This is a genomic window from Methylobacterium frigidaeris (assembly GCF_022179185.1).
GTDB classification, from domain to species: domain Bacteria; phylum Pseudomonadota; class Alphaproteobacteria; order Rhizobiales; family Beijerinckiaceae; genus Methylobacterium; species Methylobacterium frigidaeris.
In genome coordinates this window covers 127,775-146,168 of record NZ_BPQJ01000010.1, presented here as the reverse complement: position 1 = coordinate 146,168, position 18,394 = coordinate 127,775, and the positions used below count along the sequence as shown (strand labels likewise).

The 18,394-nt window shown below is 71.0% G+C and carries 17 protein-coding genes; 11 read left to right on the top strand and 6 right to left on the bottom strand.

Annotated elements, in window-relative coordinates:
• Nucleotides 1-36: 36 nt before the first annotated feature.
• The 3 genes from ispH (at nt 37) to MFF64_RS13055 (ending at nt 2,901) form a co-directional block, all read left to right on the top strand.
• Complete coding sequence (ispH, locus tag MFF64_RS13065; protein ID WP_099907769.1) at nt 37-1,038, top strand: 4-hydroxy-3-methylbut-2-enyl diphosphate reductase; 1,002 nt, start codon at nt 37-39, stop codon at nt 1,036-1,038.
• 142 nt (nt 1,039-1,180) lie between these two features.
• Nucleotides 1,181-2,155, top strand: coding sequence for a homoserine kinase (locus tag MFF64_RS13060; protein ID WP_099907768.1), 975 nt, complete (start codon nt 1,181-1,183; stop codon nt 2,153-2,155).
• A 419-nt stretch (nt 2,156-2,574) separates the two neighbouring features.
• Nucleotides 2,575-2,901, top strand: a complete 327-nt coding sequence (locus tag MFF64_RS13055; protein WP_099907766.1) for a GIY-YIG nuclease family protein — start codon at nt 2,575-2,577, stop codon at nt 2,899-2,901.
• Between the two features lie 177 nt (nt 2,902-3,078).
• Here MFF64_RS13055 and MFF64_RS13050 read toward each other — a convergent pair whose 3' ends face one another.
• From MFF64_RS13050 to MFF64_RS13030, 5 genes are all read right to left on the bottom strand, one after another.
• Nucleotides 3,079-3,834: an SHOCT domain-containing protein gene (locus MFF64_RS13050; RefSeq protein WP_099907764.1), complete on the bottom strand. Its 756-nt coding sequence runs from the start codon at nt 3,832-3,834 to the stop codon at nt 3,079-3,081.
• A gap of 94 nt (nt 3,835-3,928) precedes the next feature.
• Nucleotides 3,929-5,086 carry a glycosyltransferase family 61 protein gene (locus MFF64_RS13045; protein ID WP_099907762.1) on the bottom strand — a complete coding sequence of 386 codons (1,158 nt, stop codon included), beginning with the start codon at nt 5,084-5,086 and terminating at the stop codon, nt 3,929-3,931.
• A 32-nt stretch (nt 5,087-5,118) separates the two neighbouring features.
• Nucleotides 5,119-6,600 carry a sensor histidine kinase gene (locus MFF64_RS13040; protein WP_238191148.1) on the bottom strand — a complete coding sequence of 494 codons (1,482 nt, stop codon included), beginning with the start codon at nt 6,598-6,600 and terminating at the stop codon, nt 5,119-5,121.
• 17 nt (nt 6,601-6,617) lie between these two features.
• Entirely contained in the window at nt 6,618-7,295 is a 678-nt protein-coding gene (locus tag MFF64_RS13035; RefSeq protein ID WP_048450520.1) for a response regulator transcription factor, read from the bottom strand.
• 35 nt (nt 7,296-7,330) lie between these two features.
• Nucleotides 7,331-7,708 (bottom strand): PepSY domain-containing protein, encoded by a 378-nt coding sequence (locus tag MFF64_RS13030; protein ID WP_099901275.1) that lies wholly within the window; start codon nt 7,706-7,708, stop codon nt 7,331-7,333.
• Nucleotides 7,709-7,933: 225 nt separating this feature from the next.
• Here MFF64_RS13030 and MFF64_RS13025 point away from each other — a divergent pair, with 225 nt between their 5' ends.
• The 8 genes from MFF64_RS13025 to MFF64_RS12990 all read left to right on the top strand — a co-directional run bounded on the left by MFF64_RS13025 (nt 7,934) and on the right by MFF64_RS12990 (nt 15,899).
• Complete coding sequence (locus MFF64_RS13025) at nt 7,934-8,341, top strand: hypothetical protein (RefSeq protein ID WP_238191107.1); 408 nt, start codon at nt 7,934-7,936, stop codon at nt 8,339-8,341.
• A 105-nt stretch (nt 8,342-8,446) separates the two neighbouring features.
• A complete protein-coding gene (locus MFF64_RS13020) occupies nt 8,447-9,064 on the top strand; it encodes an HAD family hydrolase (RefSeq protein WP_099900674.1) in 618 nt (205 codons plus the stop codon).
• 742 nt (nt 9,065-9,806) lie between these two features.
• Complete coding sequence (locus MFF64_RS13015; protein ID WP_099902150.1) at nt 9,807-10,550, top strand: S1 family peptidase; 744 nt, start codon at nt 9,807-9,809, stop codon at nt 10,548-10,550.
• A 128-nt stretch (nt 10,551-10,678) separates the two neighbouring features.
• Nucleotides 10,679-11,548 (top strand): S1 family peptidase, encoded by an 870-nt coding sequence (locus MFF64_RS13010; RefSeq protein ID WP_099902152.1) that lies wholly within the window; start codon nt 10,679-10,681, stop codon nt 11,546-11,548.
• A gap of 158 nt (nt 11,549-11,706) precedes the next feature.
• Entirely contained in the window at nt 11,707-12,096 is a 390-nt protein-coding gene (locus MFF64_RS13005) for a DoxX family protein (RefSeq protein ID WP_099906909.1), read from the top strand.
• A gap of 104 nt (nt 12,097-12,200) precedes the next feature.
• The gene (locus MFF64_RS13000) at nt 12,201-13,193 is read left to right on the top strand and encodes a sensor histidine kinase (protein WP_099906906.1); all 993 of its coding nucleotides are present in this window, start codon (nt 12,201-12,203) and stop codon (nt 13,191-13,193) included.
• A 66-nt stretch (nt 13,194-13,259) separates the two neighbouring features.
• Nucleotides 13,260-13,688: a SufE family protein gene (locus MFF64_RS12995; RefSeq protein ID WP_099906904.1), complete on the top strand. Its 429-nt coding sequence runs from the start codon at nt 13,260-13,262 to the stop codon at nt 13,686-13,688.
• 75 nt (nt 13,689-13,763) lie between these two features.
• Complete coding sequence (locus MFF64_RS12990) at nt 13,764-15,899, top strand: S9 family peptidase (RefSeq protein WP_099906901.1); 2,136 nt, start codon at nt 13,764-13,766, stop codon at nt 15,897-15,899.
• A gap of 392 nt (nt 15,900-16,291) precedes the next feature.
• Here the strand turns inward: MFF64_RS12990 and paaZ are convergent, their stop codons facing one another.
• Nucleotides 16,292-18,322, bottom strand: a complete 2,031-nt coding sequence (gene paaZ / locus MFF64_RS12985; RefSeq protein ID WP_099906899.1) for a phenylacetic acid degradation bifunctional protein PaaZ — start codon at nt 18,320-18,322, stop codon at nt 16,292-16,294.
• Nucleotides 18,323-18,394: the final 72 nt, after the last annotated feature.

Sequence of the window (18,394 nt, the reverse complement as noted above, 5' to 3'; positions counted from 1 at the left end):
TGACAGGGGCCGCCCCGCCTCGCCACATCCCGGATCATGAGCGCCTCCGTGAACCAGACCGACGCCGGTGCCGCCGCGCCCGCGAAGCCGCCCCTCGAGATCCTCCTCTGCGCGCCGCGCGGCTTCTGCGCCGGCGTGGTGCGGGCCATCGACGTGGTCGAGCGGGCGCTCGCCCTCTACGGCCCGCCCGTCTACGTGCGGCACGAGATCGTGCACAACAAGTACGTGGTCGAGAGCCTGAAGCGCAAAGGCGCGGTCTTCGTCGCCGAGCTCGACGAGGTGCCGGACGGCACGGCGCCGGTGATCTTCTCCGCCCACGGCGTCGCCAAGACCGTGCCGCAGAACGCCGTCGCCCGCGGGCTGACCACGATCGACGCGACCTGCCCGCTGGTGACCAAGGTTCACCGCGAGGCCGAGATCCACCACAAGCGCGGCCGTCACGTGCTGCTCGTCGGCCATTCCGGCCACCCGGAGGTCGTCGGCACCATGGGCCAGCTGCCCAAGGGCTCGATCACCCTGGTGGAGGATGTCGAGCAGATCGAGGCGCTGGAGCCCGAGAGCCGCGACAACCTCGCCTGGGTGACCCAGACGACCCTCTCGGTCGACGACACCCGCCACGTCGTCGAGGCGCTGAAGCGCAAGTTCCCGACGATCGTCGGCCCGCACAAGGACGACATCTGCTACGCCACCACCAACCGCCAGGAGGCGGTGAAGCAGGTGGCCCCCCTCGTCGACGCGCTCATCGTCGTCGGCTCCTCGAACTCCTCGAACTCGCAGCGCCTGCGCGAGGTCGCCGAGCGGGTCGGCTGCCCGATCACCCGGCTCGTCAACCGCGCCGAGGACGTGGATTGGGAGGCCTTCTCCAACATCCGCCGGCTCGGCCTCACCGCCGGCGCCTCGGCCCCCGAGGTGCTGGTCGAGGAGATCATCGACGCCTTCGCGACCCGCTACGAGGTCACGGTCGACACCGTCTCGACCACGACCGAGGACATGGTCTTCCCGCTGCCGCGCGAACTGCGCAGCGAAGCGGCGGAATAGGACCGGGCGTCCACCGGTGAATCACGGCGTCTCAGGATGAGGCGCGGTCCCCCTGTCCGGTACAGGAGAGGGGGACCGCGCCTTTCTTCGGAGGCTGGCGCCTCGTTTTCTTCATCCATTTCCAGAGCGAAGCAGAACGGCCGTGGCGGTCTACACCGAGGTTCCGGACGAGGCGCTGGCCGCCTTTCTCGCCGCCTACGAGATCGGCGATCTCCTGTCCTACAAGGGCATCGCCGAGGGGGTGGAGAACACCAACTTCATCCTGCACACCACCACCGGCTCCTACATCCTGACCCTCTACGAGAAGCGGGTGAAGGAGGGCGACCTGCCGTTCTTCCTCGGGCTGATGCAGCACCTGGCCGCGAACGGCCTCGCCTGCCCGCAGCCGATCCGCACCCGCGACGGCGCCACTCTGGGCCGGCTCTGCGGCCGGCCGGCGGTGATCGTGTCGTTCCTGGAGGGCGTGTCGGTGCGCCGGCCCGGCGTGCGGCATTGCCGGGCGCTTGGTGCCGCGCTCGCCGGCCTGCACGCGGCCGGGGCCGATTTCCCGATGCAGCGGCCGAACGCCCTCTCGGTCGCGGGCTGGCGCCCGCTCTTCGAGGCGGCGGAGCCCCAGGCCGACCGCGTTGCCCCGGGCCTCGCCGCCCGCACCCGCGAGGATCTCGCGCTCCTCGAAGCCTCCTGGCCGCAGGACCTGCCCGGCGGCGTCATCCACGCCGACCTGTTCACCGACAACGTCTTCTTCCTCGGCGACGACGTCTCGGGCCTGATCGACTTCTACTTCGCCTGCACCGATGCCTTCGCGTACGACCTGGCGATCTGCCTCAACGCCTGGTGCTTCGAGGCGGATTATTCGTTCAACCGCACCAAGGGCCAGGCGATGATCGCCGCCTACCAGGCCGTGCGCCCGCTCGAGCCCCGCGAGGTCGCTGCGCTGCCGCTGCTCGCCCGCGGCGCGGCCCTGCGCTTCATGCTCACCCGCCTCGTCGACTGGCTCAACGTGCCCCCCGGCGCCCTGGTCAAGCCGAAGGACCCGCTCGAATACGACCGCAGGCTCGCCTTCCACCGGAAGGTCGCGGCGGCGGAGGAGTATGGGTGGAGTGCGGTAGGGGGGTGAGCGGCCCGTCCTATGATTGCGTCGATACAAGAGTTCGGCAGGAGCGGGCCTCGTCTGTCGAGACTTGGCCCCTCACCGACGTCGTGATGACTTACGATGCGATGGTGCGCGATCCGGATCGCGGGCGGTCCGTAGATGATGTGCGCGCTAGTCTTCGCGCGCGTCATGCGGCTCGGCTGTGGAGTCGTGAGTAGATCTGCTGCTTTTGGGATGGCGACGGACGATGAAATCCCGCTTTGCTGATCAGCAAAATTTATCTCACCCGCGACCTCATCCTGAGGTGCGAACGAAGTGAGCCTCGAAGGAGGCCTCCAGAAGTCTCAAGGCTATCTGGAGACCTCCTTCGAGACCGCTGCGCGGCGCTTCAGGATGAGGTTTGTGATTTGGACTAATGGATATGTTTCGCGAGGTGTTTTCTCGTGAGTGCGTTTGTCTATATTCTTCGCTGTGCCGGCGGTAGCTATTACGTCGGATCTGCGCGTGGAACGAGCCTCGATAAGCGCGTTAGTGAGCACCAAGCCGGTACCTATCGCGGGTACACAAGCCAGCGCAGGCCCGTGATACTCGTCTATGCCGAGCTTTTCGAACGCATCACGGACGCGATCGCTATGGAAAGGCGCATCAAAGGCTGGAGCAGGACGAAGAAGGAAGCGTTGATCCGGCGTGACTGGGAACAGCTTCAACAACTGGACAAACGCCAGAGCGTGCAGGACGAGCTGCGCGCGAACGACAGTGATATTTGCTAAATAGCTGCGGAGCATTGCAAGTTTCAAAAGCTTCCAAGTCGCGACCTCAGGATGAGGTCGCGGGTGGGGCGGAGCAGGTTCCGAGAGTGTTGCGATCCTAAAATCGATAGCTTCGCAAATAGTAAGGTAGCTCGTGATGCGGCGATGCGCCGTGAGTGGACCCGCCTCAATCCCGGATCACAGCCGCGCCAGCAGCTCCGTCTTCTTCGCGGCGAACTCGGCCTCGGTCAGCACGCCCCGGCGGTGCAGCTCCGACAGGCGCTCAATCATCCCGAACACGTCCCCGCTCGGCGCACCGGTCGATTGGGACGAGGACGCCGCGACAGCCTCAGGCGCGGGCGCCGGCGCGGCCTGGGGGGCGGGGCTCGCATCCTGCCCTGGCTCTCCCACCACCGGCAGCTCGTCCAGCCGTACCGGCCCGTGCTGGCTGGTGAAGCTCAGGGAATGCGACGAACCCTGCTGCTGCGAGACGCCGCCGATCCGGTGATCGCCGGTGTCGTAGAGCGTCACCCGGCCGCCGCTCTCGATGGCGAGGCGCCGGGCTTCGGGGAAGAAGGCGTAGCGGGCGTCGTTCTGCGAGCCGGAGGTGGCCGGCTGGCCCAGACCCTCGGGCCACCACGACCCGCCGAAGCCCTGTCCCGAAGAACCCTGTCCCGAGAAGCCTTGAGCCTGGACGCCCCGGCTCTCGGCCGGCAGTGCCGTGGCGAGCGGCGCCAGCTCCTCGCAGAGCGCGACGACCCGGGCCTTGAGGCCGGAATTGAACATGTCGCCGATCATCGTCATCCCGCCGGCGGACCACTGGCCCATGCCGCCGAGATCGGGATGATTGAACTGCGCCATCCGGCCGTGGCCGCGAGCCAGCGCGTCGAGGAGATGGCGGGCGGCGTCTGGGCTGACGCCGTGGCGGGCGGCGATCGCGTCGAGGTCGGGCATCGGTCAGGTCGCTCCGGAGCAGGAGCAGGGCTTAGCGCACTCCCTGCCCAAGGGGAACGCCTCAAGGGGACGCTTCCAAGGGGGCACCCTCGCGTCAGCCGAGGCCCGGCATCATCCCGCGCAGGCGCTCCAGCAGCCCCCCGGACCGGCGCGGCAGGGGCGGGATCGTCGGCGAGAGGTGCCAGGAGCCCGGATCGAGGCGCATGTCGCTCTCCCGCAGGGTGTCGATCCGGGCGATCTTGCCGAGGAGTTCCGCCGCGACCGTCTCCGGCTCCCGCAGCACGAAGTTGACGGTGAAGCCGTCGCCGGCGTGGCTGCTGGTGCCGACCGGGTAATAGTAGTGGGCCTGCGTGCCGGTGATGAGGTCGATCAGCCGGTAGGTCGCGCTCAGCTTGAGCCGGTCGGCGAGCGCGATCACCCGCCGGCCCGGGGGGGCGAATAGCAGGGTGTGGAAGGCCGAGCCGTTGGCCCCCAGGATCACCCGGTGGCGGGCGAAGAGGCGCACCTGCTCGGGGAAGCTCAGGAGCTCGGGATGGACGATCCGCACCCCCTCGCGCTCCAGCACGGCCGTCACCGCCTCCTCGTTGGCGAAGCGCCGCACGCCGCCCGTCAGGCGGGTCTTCGAGAGGTAGACCGGCTGCGGGTCGGCATCGACCTCCTCGGGGGCGTAGTAGCCGCGCCCGATCTCCCGGCACAGATCGGCCATGACCGGGAAGGCGTAGTCGTCCTGCTGCAGGGCGGCTTGCGGCACCAGGAGGGTCGGGATCCGCACCGGCCGTCCGAAGGTGGCGAGGTCCATCACGCTGAGACCCAGCCGGCCGAGGATCTCCGGGATGAACGGGGTGGAGCTCCAGTCGGCCCCGAGCCCCGGACCGTGGCAGAGCAGGGTCGGGCGCAGGCCCCGGTCGTCGAGGTCGAGGAGCGGCCAGAACCGCGCCAGGGTGTTGATGACGAAGTGGCCGTAATGCGGGTGGATCGCCCCGACATAGAGGGCGGTCCCCTCCGGCGCCTCGTCGGTCACCGGGCCCTGATGCTCCGGCCAATCGGTCGTCTGCCAGGTCGGGGTGCGGTCGCCGCTGTGATGATCGAGGGATTCGGGCACCACCCGGCGCGCCGCGTCGAAGATCACCGGGACCTTGTCGAGATGGGGCACCCGCGTGAGGTAGTGGGCGTCCTCGACCAGGCGCAGGGCCGGCCGGCCCTCCCGCACATCGGCACGGCCGTAGAACGCTTCGCTCCGCTGCAGGATCATGCCGAACTTGGATTCCCGTCGCGCGCGAGCGGTCAGGCCTGCGCCGCCGGGCTCGCATCCCCCGGCACCTCGATCACTGCCCTTAAGCCGCCGAGTGCGGCCGCGTCGAGGCGCAGGCGCCCGCGATACAGGGCGGCGAGGTCGGAGACGATGGAAAGGCCGAGGCCGGAGCCGGGCTTGGTCTCGTCGAGGCGCCGGCCGCGCTCCAGCACGGCGGCCCTTGCCTCCGGCGGCAGGCCGGGCCCGTCATCCTCCACCGTGACGATGAGGTGCGGATACTCGCCCTGGCCGATCACCTCGGCGCGGATCGAGACCCGGCCGTGAGCCCACTTGGCGGCGTTGTCGACGAGGTTGCCGATCATCTCCTCGAAGTCCTGGCGCTCGCCGCGGAAGCGCAGGCCCGGGGTGACGCTGGTGTCGAAGGTCAGGTCCTTGTCGTAGAAGATCTTGCCGAAGGTGCGCACCAGGGCCGCCACCACCGGCTCGACGTCGGTGAAGGTGCCGAGCGCCCCGGCGAGCGCCGCGGCCCGGGCGCGGTCGAGGTGGTAGTTCACCTGGTCGCGCATCACCGCGGCCTGCTCGCGCACCTTCACGGCCAGCTCGCTGCTGGCGTCGCCCGCCGAGGCCTCGTTGACGATGATGCTCAGGGGGGTCTTGAGTGCGTGGGCGAGGTTGCCGACCTGGGTGCGGGCCCGCTCCAGGATCTCGCGGTTGGTCTCGAGGAGCAGGTTCACCTCGCCGGCGAGCGGCGCGATGTCCTGCGGGTATTCGCCCGAGATGCGGTCCGCCTCGCCGCGGCGGATCGCGCCGAGGGCCGCCCGCAGCTTGATCAGGGGCGCGAGGCCGAAGCGGATCTGCAGAAGCGTGGTGAGGCCGAGCGACAGGCCGAGCAGCGCGAAGGTGGTGGTGAGCGCGAGGGTGAAGCGCCGCATGTCGGCGGCGATCTCGTCCGAGGGGCCGGCGACCCGCACGATGTAGCGGCCCTCCTCGCCGAGATCGACGGTGCGCTCGATGATGCGCAAAGGCCGGTCGTCCTGCGCCTTGCCGTAGCCCTTGCGCAATTGCCCGGCGCCCGCCTCGCCGACGGCGTTGTCGGGGGGCTGGAGCGGCACGCCGACGAGGGAGCGCGAGGTGCGCAGGTCCCGCGGCCGGGCATTCGGCCGGCCGACCTGCCAGTACCAGCCCGACAGCGGCAGGTCGAAGCGCGGATCGCCGAGCGCCCCGAAGCTGCGCGCCTCGGTATCGGAGGGCGAGACGAGGTTGGTGGCGAGATCGTTGGCGTAGACGAGGAGCCGGCTGTCGAAGGCCCGCTCGGTGGTCTCGCGGTAGAGGGTCGAGAGGATCAGCCCGGCGATCAGCAGGATGAGCGCGCTCGCGAGCAGCGACGAGACCGCCAGCCGCACCGCGATCGAGCGCTTGCGCCACGGCCGCCAGCCGAGGGGCCATTGGCGCGGCGAGGCGGCAGCGACGCCGCCGGCGAGGCCCGTCTCCGCGGGCGCCGGCGTCTCGGCCATGGCCCGGCCGGGACCGGTCACGGTTGCGGTCCGCCGGCGCCCGCGTCGATCAGGTAGCCGAGGCCGCGCACGGTCTGGATCAGGTCGACCGCGAGCTTCTTGCGCAGGCGCCCGACGAAGACCTCGATGGTGTTCGAGTCGCGGTCGAAATCCTGGTCGTAGAGGTGCTCGGTCAGCTCGGCCCGGGAGACGACCCGGCCGGTATGGTGCATCAGGTAGGAGAGCAGCCGGTACTCGTGCGAGGTGAGCTTGACCGGGCTCCCGTCGACGAAGACGCGGCCGGAGCGGGTGTCGAGCACGACGGGACCGACGCTGATCTGGCTCGTGGCGTGGCCGGCGGTGCGGCGCAGGAGGGCGCGCACCCGGGCGAGCAGCTCCTCCATGTGGAAGGGCTTGGTCACGTAGTCGTCCGCGCCGGCATCGAAGCCGTTGACCTTGTCGCTCCAGCGATCGCGGGCGGTGAGGATGATGACCGGCGTCTTCACCTGCGCCCGGCGCCAGCCCGACAGGACCGAGACGCCGTCGGCCTTCGGCAGGCCCATGTCGAGGATGATGCAGTCATAGGGCTCGGTCTCGCCCAGGAAGGCGCCCTCCTCGCCGTCGAACGCCTTGTCGACGGCGTAGCCCGCCTCTTCCAGGGCGCTCACGACCTGGCGGTTGAGATCCCGGTCATCCTCGACCACGAGCAGACGCACGACCCGAACCCCTCAGTTCAGAACCAACCCGCGTTTCACCACTGGCCGGAGACTTGCCCCGACCGGGCATCCACCATCACGTGCACGAACTGGCCGTCCTTGCGCAAGGCCGTCAGCATGTAGACCAGCGTCTCGTCCCGGCGACAGAGATTGGCCCGCACGATGTCGGCCCGCGGCACGGCGGCTCGCGCCGCGCGGATCGCCGCCACCGGCTCGACCACGCGCTTCTCCGCCACCGCCTCGCGCAGGTCGCCGGAGGAGAGGCAGGTCTGGGTGGTCTCGGCGGCCTTGATCGGCCGGGCCGGCACGGCCCCGGTGGCGGTCTCGTCCCGCTCCTCCGCGGCCGCGAGCCAGCCCGAAGCGCCGGCGAGGCCGACGAGGGCGGGGAGCAGGAGGAGGGCGAGCTGACGCATGCCGGGGACCATCGTCGCCGGGCACTGAATGCACCCTGAATGCGAAAGTGCCGGGTTCCGGGGTGCGGGGGCGGTCACATCCTCGTGTGCGGCTCACCCTATCGATGCGGCTCCCGCGGTGTGGCTTCGGTGGCGCGGGTGAACCGATCCGGCGGCGCGGCCGTTATGGTTAAGGCCACGCTAACCGCGCCGGCCGACCCTGTCGGCCGCCACCAGGGAGATGCCATGCGCCCCGCCGCGTTCCCGTTCCTCGCCGCCGCGTGGTGCCTCGCTGGTGCGGCTTTCGCGCAGGACGTGTCGTCCGAGCCCGCGGCCGCCGTCGTGGAGGCGGGGAGCGCTCCCTTGCTGCTGCGCATCCGCCCCCGGGACGAGGCGCCGGAGGACGGTTCGGGCGTCGATGCCGCCGAGGCCGCCCGCGAGGCGGAGGCGACGCGCCAGACGGCCCTCGCCCGCGCCGTTGCGGCCCGGGAGGCGTTCGAGGCGCGGATCACCGCCCGGGCCAACCGGGCGATCGCCTCGGTCTGCACCGGGTGCCTGGGGCCGGTGCCGCCATCCGTGGCGCTGGCGCCGCCGGGCGCCGTGGCCGCGCCGCCACGGCTGGTTCCGGCTTCGGTCGCGATGACGGAGCCGTGATCAGCGAGGTTGACGACCTTTCCGAGTCCGCCCCCGATGTCACCGGCGGACAGGGCGGAGCGGCCCTCCGTCTCGGTCGCCTTGGCGCAGGAGGCATCGGCGAGCATGGTCGCTGACATCGAACTCGTTTTGTTCGACCTCGACAATGTCCTGTACCACTATGACCGCCGCCGGCGGGTCGAGTACCTGTCGAAGATCACCGGCATCCCTGCCGACGACATCTACGCCGCGATCTGGGACGGCGGTCTGGAGTTTCAGGGGGATAGCGGGGCTCTCGCGCCGCGGGCCTATCTTCGGGCCTTCGGCGACCGGATCGGCTACCCGATCAGCCTGACGGAGTGGCTGGATGCGCGTCGTGCATCCGTCGCGCCGAACGACCAGATGCTCGCGCTCGTCGAGCGGCTGCGGGCCTCGAAGGACGTCGCGGTCCTGACGAACAACTCGGAGCTGCTGACCGACCACATCGACGTCATCTGCCCGGAGCTCAGGCCCTTGTTCGGAGATCGGATCTACGCGTCGGCGTCGTTTCGCGCGGCGAAGCCCGATGTTGCATGCTACCAGCGCTGCCTCGCGGGTCTGGCGGTGGAGCCGTCGGCCGTGCTGTTCATCGACGATCTCCCCGAGAACGTCGCGGGAGCACGAGCGGCAGGGCTCCATGCCCATCATTTCACATCGGTCGACAGGCTGCTCAGGGATCTCGCGACTCGGGGCATGGACGTGTAGGGCCCTCGACCTGACCTTGGCCTTCGGTCGGGGCCACGCGGGCGCGTCGGGGCGGCGTAGAGCGCGGGCGGCAGCACATCGGCAGCGGGCCGCATCCGGGCGAACCGCTCCGCCGTGATCTCTGGGTTGTCGGCGTCTTGCGCGATCCCGGCCTGGATCTCCGCCTCCTCTTCGTCGGAGAGGGGCGGCAGGCTCGCCCTCCGTTTGGTCATAGCGACTCCTCTCGCTGCGGCTCGCCCGCCGCAGGCTTGATGATCGAGAAGGCCTCGCTGCCGACGCGGGCGAAGACCAGGGATACGAGCTGCCCGTCGAGGAAGCTCCGACCGCGAGGAAACGCGGGCGGCCATCCGGTGCCGGCTCGGCCGCCGCGACCCTGGAGTCCACCCACTCGAACCGGTCGCGCGCATCGGCGAAATCCATCCGATGCTTGCGGATGTTGCTCTCGCGCTCAGGCTCGTCCCAGACCAACCGCATGGGCCATCCTTCCATGCGGACCTCCGGGTATTCAAGATTTTCCGTGCGTACAAAAATACCGCACGCCGTTCCTGTCGCTGCCCCGACGTGTCCGAAGCTGCCGGTCGCCTCGGTGGACCAGCCTCGATCATGCGATCTTCGAGTGATCACCACGCTTCGCAGATATATCGGGCATCGAGGTTCGCCGCTCTGGACCTTTCACCCCGGACCGGGCAGGGCGGGACCACCGGCTCCGCTTCCCCGTGAATCCCATGTCCTCGTGAATCCCATGTCCCGCCTCCCGCTGCCCCTCCTCGCCGCCTTCCTCGCCCTCTCCACCCCCGCCCAGGCCGTGGTCGGCGGGACCGAGGCACCCGACGCGACCCTCGCGCGCTCCAGCGTGATGGTGCTCTCCTCCCGCGGCGGGGTCTGCACCGGCATCGTGCTCGCTCGCGACGTGGTGCTCACGGCGGCGCATTGCGCCGCCCCCGGGGCCGAGCACCGGGTGCATTTTCGCGACGAGGCCGGGGCGCCGGTGCTGATCGGGGTCGCCGCCCGGGCGGTGCATCCAGGCTACGATGCGGGAGCCATCGCCGGGCGGCGGCGCTCGATCGACCTCGCGCTCCTGCGCACCGACTCCGCCCTGCCGGCCCGCTTCGTCCCGGCCGTCCTCACCGAAGCGCCCGCCGCCCCCGGCACGCCGCTGACGCTCGGCGGCTACGGCGTGGCGCGCCCGGGGGACCATCGCAGCACCGGCACGTTCCGCACCGCGATCCTGCCGCTGGTCGAGCCCTACGGCCCGAGCCGCATCCTGGTCTGGCTCAAGGGGGCCGCCGCCTCCGGCGCCTGCGAGGGCGATTCGGGCGGGCCGATCACCGCCGCGGGCGGAGGCGTGCTCGCGGTGACCACCTGGGCGAGCGGGGCCGGCAAGTCGGCGTGCGGCGGCGTCTCGCAGGGCGTGCTGGTCGGGCCGCAACGGGCCTGGATCGCCCGCACGACCGGCGCGTGGGGCGCCGAGGCGCGCTGGGAGTGAGAGGAATCCCCGCGCCGGTGCCGCGCTCACGCTTTCGTTCACGCTACGGCCCGGTGCCGGTGCGGAACCACACGCCCGGCGCGAGACTTCACTTGTCGAGCGTGGCCGCACGCTTCTAGGGTGGATTCATGCGCGTCTCTCCGTCCCGCCTCCGTTCCGCCTTGGCCGCCCTCGCGGTGGCCGCGCCCCTCGGCCTGTGGAGCGGCGGCGCCGGCGCCGTGGTCCGGGGCGAGGTGACCCGCGATCCCGACGGCCTGCGCGGCTCGGTGGTGCGGATCGAGAGCACCACCGGCGAGATGTGCTCCGGCTCGCTCATCGGCCCCGACCTCGTGCTCACCGCGGCCCATTGCGTGATGCGCAAGGCCGGCTACTGGGTCGTCGTGGTCGACCGTGGCTTCCGCCAGCGCCGCCTGCGGGCGATCGCGGCGGCGATGCACCCGGATTTCGTGCCCGGTACCACGCCCGAGACCCAGCCCGGCACCGACCTCGCCATCCTGAAGCTCAGCGAGCGCCTCGGCCCCGATTTCCACCCCCTCGACACCCGCTATGGCGGCGACATCCCGCAGGGCGACGCCGTGGCGATCGCCGGCTACGGCGTGGTGGCGGAGAACCGCCGCAGCACCGCTCGGGTGCTGCGCCAGGCCCGCCTCGTCTCGCTCGGCGAGCTTCAGGTCGCCAACACCGTCACGGTGGTGGCCGATCGCGCCACGCTCGCCGAGACCGCTGGCGCCGGCGCGTGCCTCGGCGATTCCGGCGGGCCGATCCTGCGCGGCGGCCCCGGCGGCTACCAGCTCGTCGGCGTGGTCAGCTGGTCGAGCGGCGCCGCTCAGCAGGGCCGCGTCCGCACCGCCTGCGGCGGCTTCACCGCCGTGACGCCGATCGGCCAGCATGCCGGCTGGATCAACGCCCGCGCCGCCGAGCTCGCCCGGTTCGAGCCCGGGGAGGCGATGCCGGCCGGCACGCGCCCCAACCGGGCGGACTGGACCGGAGGGCACTAGACCCGATCGCGTTGCCACCAGGCGACGCTCCGGGTCGTTGAGTTGACGGAATTTTCTTCGACGAAGCGGATGCCGATTCGTCGGAGGATGCTCTCACGGCAGCTTGACTGTTGCGCGGCCAGGTCCTCCAACGGGCTCCGTCACACCCGGAGATCCCGATGAGCCAAGCCGTCCTCAGCCTCGCCCGCATCCTCGTCGTCGTGCTGTTCTGCGTCTCAGGCGCCCAGAAGCTGATGAACCCGGCCGGCGTCGTCGGCGCGGTCTCGGGCAAGGGGCTGCCCTATCCGGAGGTGCTGGCCTACCTCACCATCGCGGCCGAACTGGGCCTCGGCCTCCTGATCGCGCTGGGCTTCTATGCCCGGGCGGCCTCCGTGCTGCTCGCCGTCTTCACCGTCGCGACGATCGTGTTCTTCCACAATTTCTGGTCCATGACCGGAGACGCCGCCAGGACGAACCAGATCCAGGCCCTCAAGAATCTCTCGATCGTCGGCGGACTCCTGATGATCGCCGCCGCCGGCCCCGGCCGCTTCGCCCTCAACCGGCGCTGACCAAGAGGCTTTTTGTCTTGAGGTCTGCGCCGGAACGGCGCCGCGCCCGGTACGTTGACCGGCCCTGAGGGGATGCGATCGGCGACACGGAGCAGGCGAGGGGCATGGCCGCGGACACGACATTGCCGGACGCGGCCTTCCGCAGCTTCGCCGAAGGCGCCGGGTTGATGATCTGGCGCGCCGACCGGCAAGCCCGGCTCATCTACGTCAACCCGGCCTGGACGGCGTTCCGCGGCCGCGCGGCGGAGGACGAGCTCGGCCACGGCTGGAAGGATGGGCTGCATCCCGACGACCGGGCCGGGCACGAGGCTGCGCTCGCGGCGGCCTATGCCGGCCGCCGGCCGCACAGCGCCGAGTACCGCTTGCGCCGCCACGACGGTGCCTTCCGGTGGGTCCACGGCCACGCCTACCCGCTGCACGAGGGTGACGCGTTCACGGGCTTCGCCGGCTCCTGCTTCGACATCACCGAGCGCAAGGAGGCCGAGGAGCACGCCGCCCGGGCGATGGCCGAGCAGGAGGCGCTGCTGGCCGAGATCTATCACCGGGTGCGCAACAACCTGCAGGTCACGGTCAGCCTGATCGGGCTCTACGGCCGCGCCGCGGCCTCGCCCTGCCGTCCGGCCTTCGACGCGCTGGGCCAGCGGGTGCGGGCGATCGCCCTGGTGCAGCAGCACCTGCACGAGGCGCCGCAGATCGCCAGCGTCGACCTCGCCGAATACCTGACGCGCCTCGCCGAAGGCCTGGGTCAGCTGCGCCGGGCCGGGCGGATCACCGTCACGGTCGAGGCCGGGCGCACCGCCCTCCTGGAGCCGCGCCGGGTCAACGCGCTCGGCATGATCGTGGCCGAGATCGTCGCCGAATGCCTCGACGGCACCGACGAGGGAGCCGCCTGCGTCACCCGGGTCGAGGTGCCGGCGGGGGGGCCGGCCGATCCGGTGCGGGTACTGATCACGTCGGGCGGTGTCGCCGGCGAGCCGCCGGCCGGCGTGCCGCGCATCGGCCCCCGTCTGATCGCGGCCTATGCGGGCCAGGCCGAGATCGCGGTCTCGGGCACCGGCACCCCGGAGGCGCCGCTCGAGCTGACGCTGCCGACGTGAGGCGGTGGCGGGCAGAGGCCCGCCCGCCTATATGCCGGGTCTCATCTCACATCCCCTTCGGGTCCCATGCTGCCGCCCATCGACGAGATCGTCTCCAATTTCGAGTTCCTGGACGAGTGGGACGACCGCCATCACTACCTGATGGAGCTCGGCCGCAAGCTGCCGCCCCTGCCCGAGGAGGCCCATAACGAGGCCAACCGGGTGCGCGGCTGCGTCAGCCAGGTCTGGCTCGAGACCCATGTCGACCGCTCCGGCCCCGAGCCGCGGCTGCATTTCCGCGGCGACAGCGACGCCCACATCACCAAGGGCGTGGTCGCGGTGCTGATCGCGTTCTTCGACGGCCGCACGGCGTCCGATGCCGCCCGGGCCGACGCCCTCGGGTTGTTCCAGACGCTCGGCCTCTCCGAGCACCTGACGGCGCAGCGCTCGAACGGCGCCCGGGCGATGATGGACCGCATCCGGGCCGACGCCGAGGGCGTCGCGGCGGCGGCGTAACGCGCCATCCCGCCCTTGCGGCGGCCGCTCCGGGACGGCACATCCGTGCCTTGATGCCACCTCCCGGGGAGCCGCATGACCCTTCGCCTGAGCCCGCCCGCCGCCGCGCCGACGGCGCCAGCCCGGCCCGTCACCGTCACGGTCCATGGCCGCACGGTGACCGACCCCTATGCCTGGCTCAAGGCGGAGAACTGGAAGGATGTCCTGAAGGATCCGGCCGCCCTGCCGGCGGAGATCCGCGACCTTCTGGTGGCCGAGAACACGTACGCGGAAGCCGCGCTCGCCGGCACCGTTCCGTTACGCGAGACGCTGGTGGCCGAAATGCGCGGGCGCATCCGCGAGGATGACGGCAGCGTGCCGGACCTCGACGGGCCCTTCGCCTACTACACCCGCTACCGCGAGGGCGGGCAGCACCCCCTGGTCTGCCGCCGCCCGGCCGACCGCGTGGCTCCGGGCCTCGTCGGCGACCTGGCCGGCGAGGGCGAGCAGATCCTGATCGACGGCGACCGGGAAGGGGAGGGGCACGCCTTCTTCAGCCTGGAGGATGCCAGCCATTCCGACGACCACGCCCTCGTCGCCTGGAGCGCCGACACCAAGGGCTCCGAGCTCTACACCATCCGGGTCCGCGACCTCGCGACCGGCCAGGACCTGGAGGACCAGGTGCTCGCCACCACCGGCGACGTGGTGTGGAGCGCCGACGGCAAGGCGTTCTGGTACGTCGCGGTCGACGAGAACCACCGCCCCGCCACGGTGATGCTGCACCGCCTCGGCACGCTGCAGAGCGACGACGAGACGGTCTACGAGGAGAGCGACGCGGGCTTCTTCGTCGGCATCGGCGAGACCCAGTCCGGCGCCTACCTGGTGGTGACGGCGAACGACCACGAGACCTCCGAGGTCCATCTCGCGGATCGCGCCAAGCCTCACGGCCTCCTGCGCGTCGTGGCGCCGCGGGAGCCCAAGCTGATCTACTCGGTCGAGCACCGGGGCGACGAGCTGTTCGTGCTCACCAACGCCGACGGCGCCGAGGACTTCAAGATCGTGGTGGCGCCGGTCTCCGACCCGGCCCGGACGAACTGGCGCGACCTGATCCCGCACCGCGCCGGCGTGATGATCCGCTTCCAGCACGTCCTCGCCCGCCACCTCGTCCGGCTGGAGCTGGAGAACGCCCGGCCTCGCCTGATCGTGCGCGACGCCGAGAGCGGCGCCGAGCACACGGTGGCTTTCGCGGAAGAAGCCTACTCGCTCGGCCTCTCGCCGGGCCACGCCTTCGACACGGATCTCATCCGCTTCACCTACTCGTCAATGACGACGCCGGCGGAGACCTACGACTACCACGCGACGACCCGCGAGCGGACCTTGCGCAAGCGCCAGGACGTGCCGAGCGGTCACGATCCCGCGTCCTACGTCACCCGGCGCCTCTTCGCGACCGCGCCGGACGGCGAGCAGGTGCCGATCTCGCTGCTGCACCGGCGCGATACGCCGCTGGACGGCACCGCGCCCCTCCTCCTCTACGGCTACGGCTCCTACGGCTCGCTGATGTCGGCGGCCTTCCGCACCAACCCGCTCTCCCTCGTCGACCGCGGCTTCGTCTACGCCATCGCGCATGTCCGCGGCGGCACCGAGAAGGGCTGGCGCTGGTACCTCGACGGCAAGCGCGAGAAGAAGCCCAACACCTTCTCGGACTTCGTCGCCTGTGCCCGCGCGCTGATCGACGCCCGCTACACCGGGGCGGGCCGCATCGTCGCGCATGGCGGCAGCGCCGGCGGCATGCTGATGGGGGCGGTGGCGAACCTCGCGCCGGAGCTGTTCGCGGGGATCGTCGCCGACGTGCCCTTCGTCGACGTGCTCAACACCATGCTCGACGGCGACCTGCCCCTGACCCCGCCGGAATGGCCCGAATGGGGCAATCCGGGCGCCGACGTCGCGGCCTTCGAGACCATCCTCTCCTACTCGCCCTACGACAACGTCGCGGCGAAGGCCTATCCGGCGATCCTGGCGCTCGGCGGCCTCACCGACCCCCGGGTGACCTACTGGGAGCCGGCGAAGTGGGTCGCGCGCCTGCGCGCCACGATGACGGGCGGCGGGCCGGTGCTCCTGCGCACCAACATGGAGGCCGGCCACGGCGGGGCGGCGGGACGCTTCGACCGGCTGGAGGAAGTGGCGCTGATCTACGCCTTCGCGCTGGCGGCGGTGGGGGCGGAGGCGGCCTGACCTGTCCTGGCCGTGATGTTAACGCGAACCTCCCCCTCCAGCGGGGGAGGGCGCCCCGCCTCCAGCCTGCGCGACCTGGAAGTGGCCTGGAACGCCCGTGCCGCCGCCCATCCCCACTCGGCACCGGGCCGCGGCACCTTCTCGAATTCCGACCGGCGTCTGCGCCTGCGCCGCGGCGGGCGCGCCCTGCTGCGCCCGATCGATGTCAGCCCCACTCCCCGCTCGGGTGCCCTGCACGACCGGGCCTGCTCGGACGGGCGCATCCGCGGGATGAAGCTGCATCGGGCATGCGCCCGCCACCACGCAGCCCCGTCCAACGTCCCCGGACAGTCCTGCGCAGGAGGAGGGATCGGGCATGGGCTACCGACGGTGACCGCGCTCCGCTCCCTCGCTCACGCTCCCCTCATCGCATTCATCGTCAGCAACTCATACGTCGCTGCCGTCTCACCTGCCGCCGTCCGGATCTCCACGTCCCACCGCACTTCGCCGTACTGGGCGTTGCGGGGCGATTTCTCCTTGGCGGTGAGCCGCACCCGGATCGCCTCGCCGGGCTGGATCGGCTTGAGGAAGCGCAGGGAATCGAGCCCGTAATTCGCCAGGACCGGGCCCGGATCGGGATCGACGAACAGGCCTGCCGCGAAGGACAGGAGCAGGTAGCCATGCGCCACCCGACCGGGGAAGAACGGGTGCCCCTTCGTCGCTTCCTCGCTCATATGGGCGTAGAAGGTGTCGCCGGTGAAGTGCGCGAAATGCTCGATGTCGTCCAGCGTGATCACCCGCTCGGCCGAGTGGAAGCTGCGGCCGATCTCCAGATCCTCGAAGTGGCAGCGGAACGGGTGCTCCGGCAGGACCGTCTCCGGTGCGCCCTTGATCCAGCTCCCCGTGATCCGGCTCAGCATCGCCGGCGAGCCCTGGAGGGCCGTGCGCTGCAGGTAGTGGTGGAGGGCGCGCACGCCGCCGAGTTCCTCGCCGCCGCCGGCCCGGCCGGGGCCGCCATGCATCATGTGCGGCATCGGCGAGCCGTGGCCGGTCTGCTCCTTGGCGCAGTCGCGGTCGATCACGACGAGGCGGCCGTGATAGGCGCCGATCCCGAAGACCAGCTCCGCCGCCGCAGCCGGATCGTGGGTGTAGAGCGAGGCGACGAGGCTGCCCTCGCCGCGATTGGCGAGCGCGGCCGCCTCCTCCAGCCCGTCATAGCCCATCACGGTGCAGACTGGGCCGAAGGCCTCCAGCGCGTGCACCTGCCGGGCCCGGAGCGGGTCGGCGCAGTGGAGGAGCAGCGGCGGCAGGAAGGCGCCGGTCTCGGTGTCGGCCCCCTCCACCTCGAGGCGGCCTGGATCGCCGAAGACCAGCTCGGCCTCCGTCCTCAAGGACTCGACCCGGGCCAGCACGTCGCGGCGCTGCGCGAGGCCGACCACCGGCCCCATCCGCACGTCCTCGCGGGAGGGATCGCCGATCCGCACTCCGGAGAGGCGCTGCTGCAACGCCTCGATCACCGCCGGGAGGTGGGCGCGCGGCGCCAGCGCCCGGCGGATCGCCGTGCATTTCTGCCCGGCCTTGACGGTCATCTCCTTGGCGACCTCGCGGATGTAGAGGTCGAATTCCGGCGTGCCCGGCCCGGCATCGGGCGCCAGGATCGCGGCGTTGAGCGAATCGCGCTCGGCCACGAAATGCACCGCCTCGCGGGCGATGACGGGATGGCGCTGGAGGAGTTGCGCCGTCTCGGCCGAGCCGGTGAACGACACCACGTCCTGGCCCGTGAGGTGATCGAACAGGTCGCCGGCCGGCCCGACCACGCATTGCAGGGCACCAACGGGCAGGATGCCGGATTCGGCGATCAGCCGCACCAGGGCATGCGCCAGGTAGGCCGTGATGGTGGCGGGCTTCGTCACCACCGGCACCCCGGCGAGGATCGCCGGCGCGAGCTTTTCCAGCAGGCCCCAGCACGGGAAGTTGAAGGCGTTGATGTGGACGGCGCAGCCGGTGCGCGAGGTCATCACGTGGCGCCCGACGAAGCTCCCGCCCCGCGACAGGGGTTCCACCGCCCCGTCGATCAGGAAAGCCGCGTTCGGCAATTCGCGCCGCCCCTTCGAGGCGTAGACGAACAGCGTGCCGATGCCGCCGTCGATGTCGATCAGGTTGTCGGTGCGCGTCGCGCCGGTCTGGTGGGAGAGGGCGTAGAGCCCGTCCCGGCGCTCGTTGAGGTAGGTGGCGAGCCGCTTCAGCATCTCGGCACGCTGGTGGAAGGTGAGGCGCCGAAGTGCCGGGCCGCCGACCCGGCGGGCATGGTCCAGCACTTCGCCCATGCTGAGGCCGCCCTGTCCGACCTCCGCCACTACCGCGCCGGTGACGGCGCTGCGGATACCGGTCCAGTCTCCCTCCGGCGCGATCCAGCGTCCCTGGACGTAGCTCTCCAGCCGCATGGCGATCCTCCCTTGTTCTGGGCTCATTATTAACCGACCGGCCGGTTGGTCAAGCACGGTACCTCGACAGCT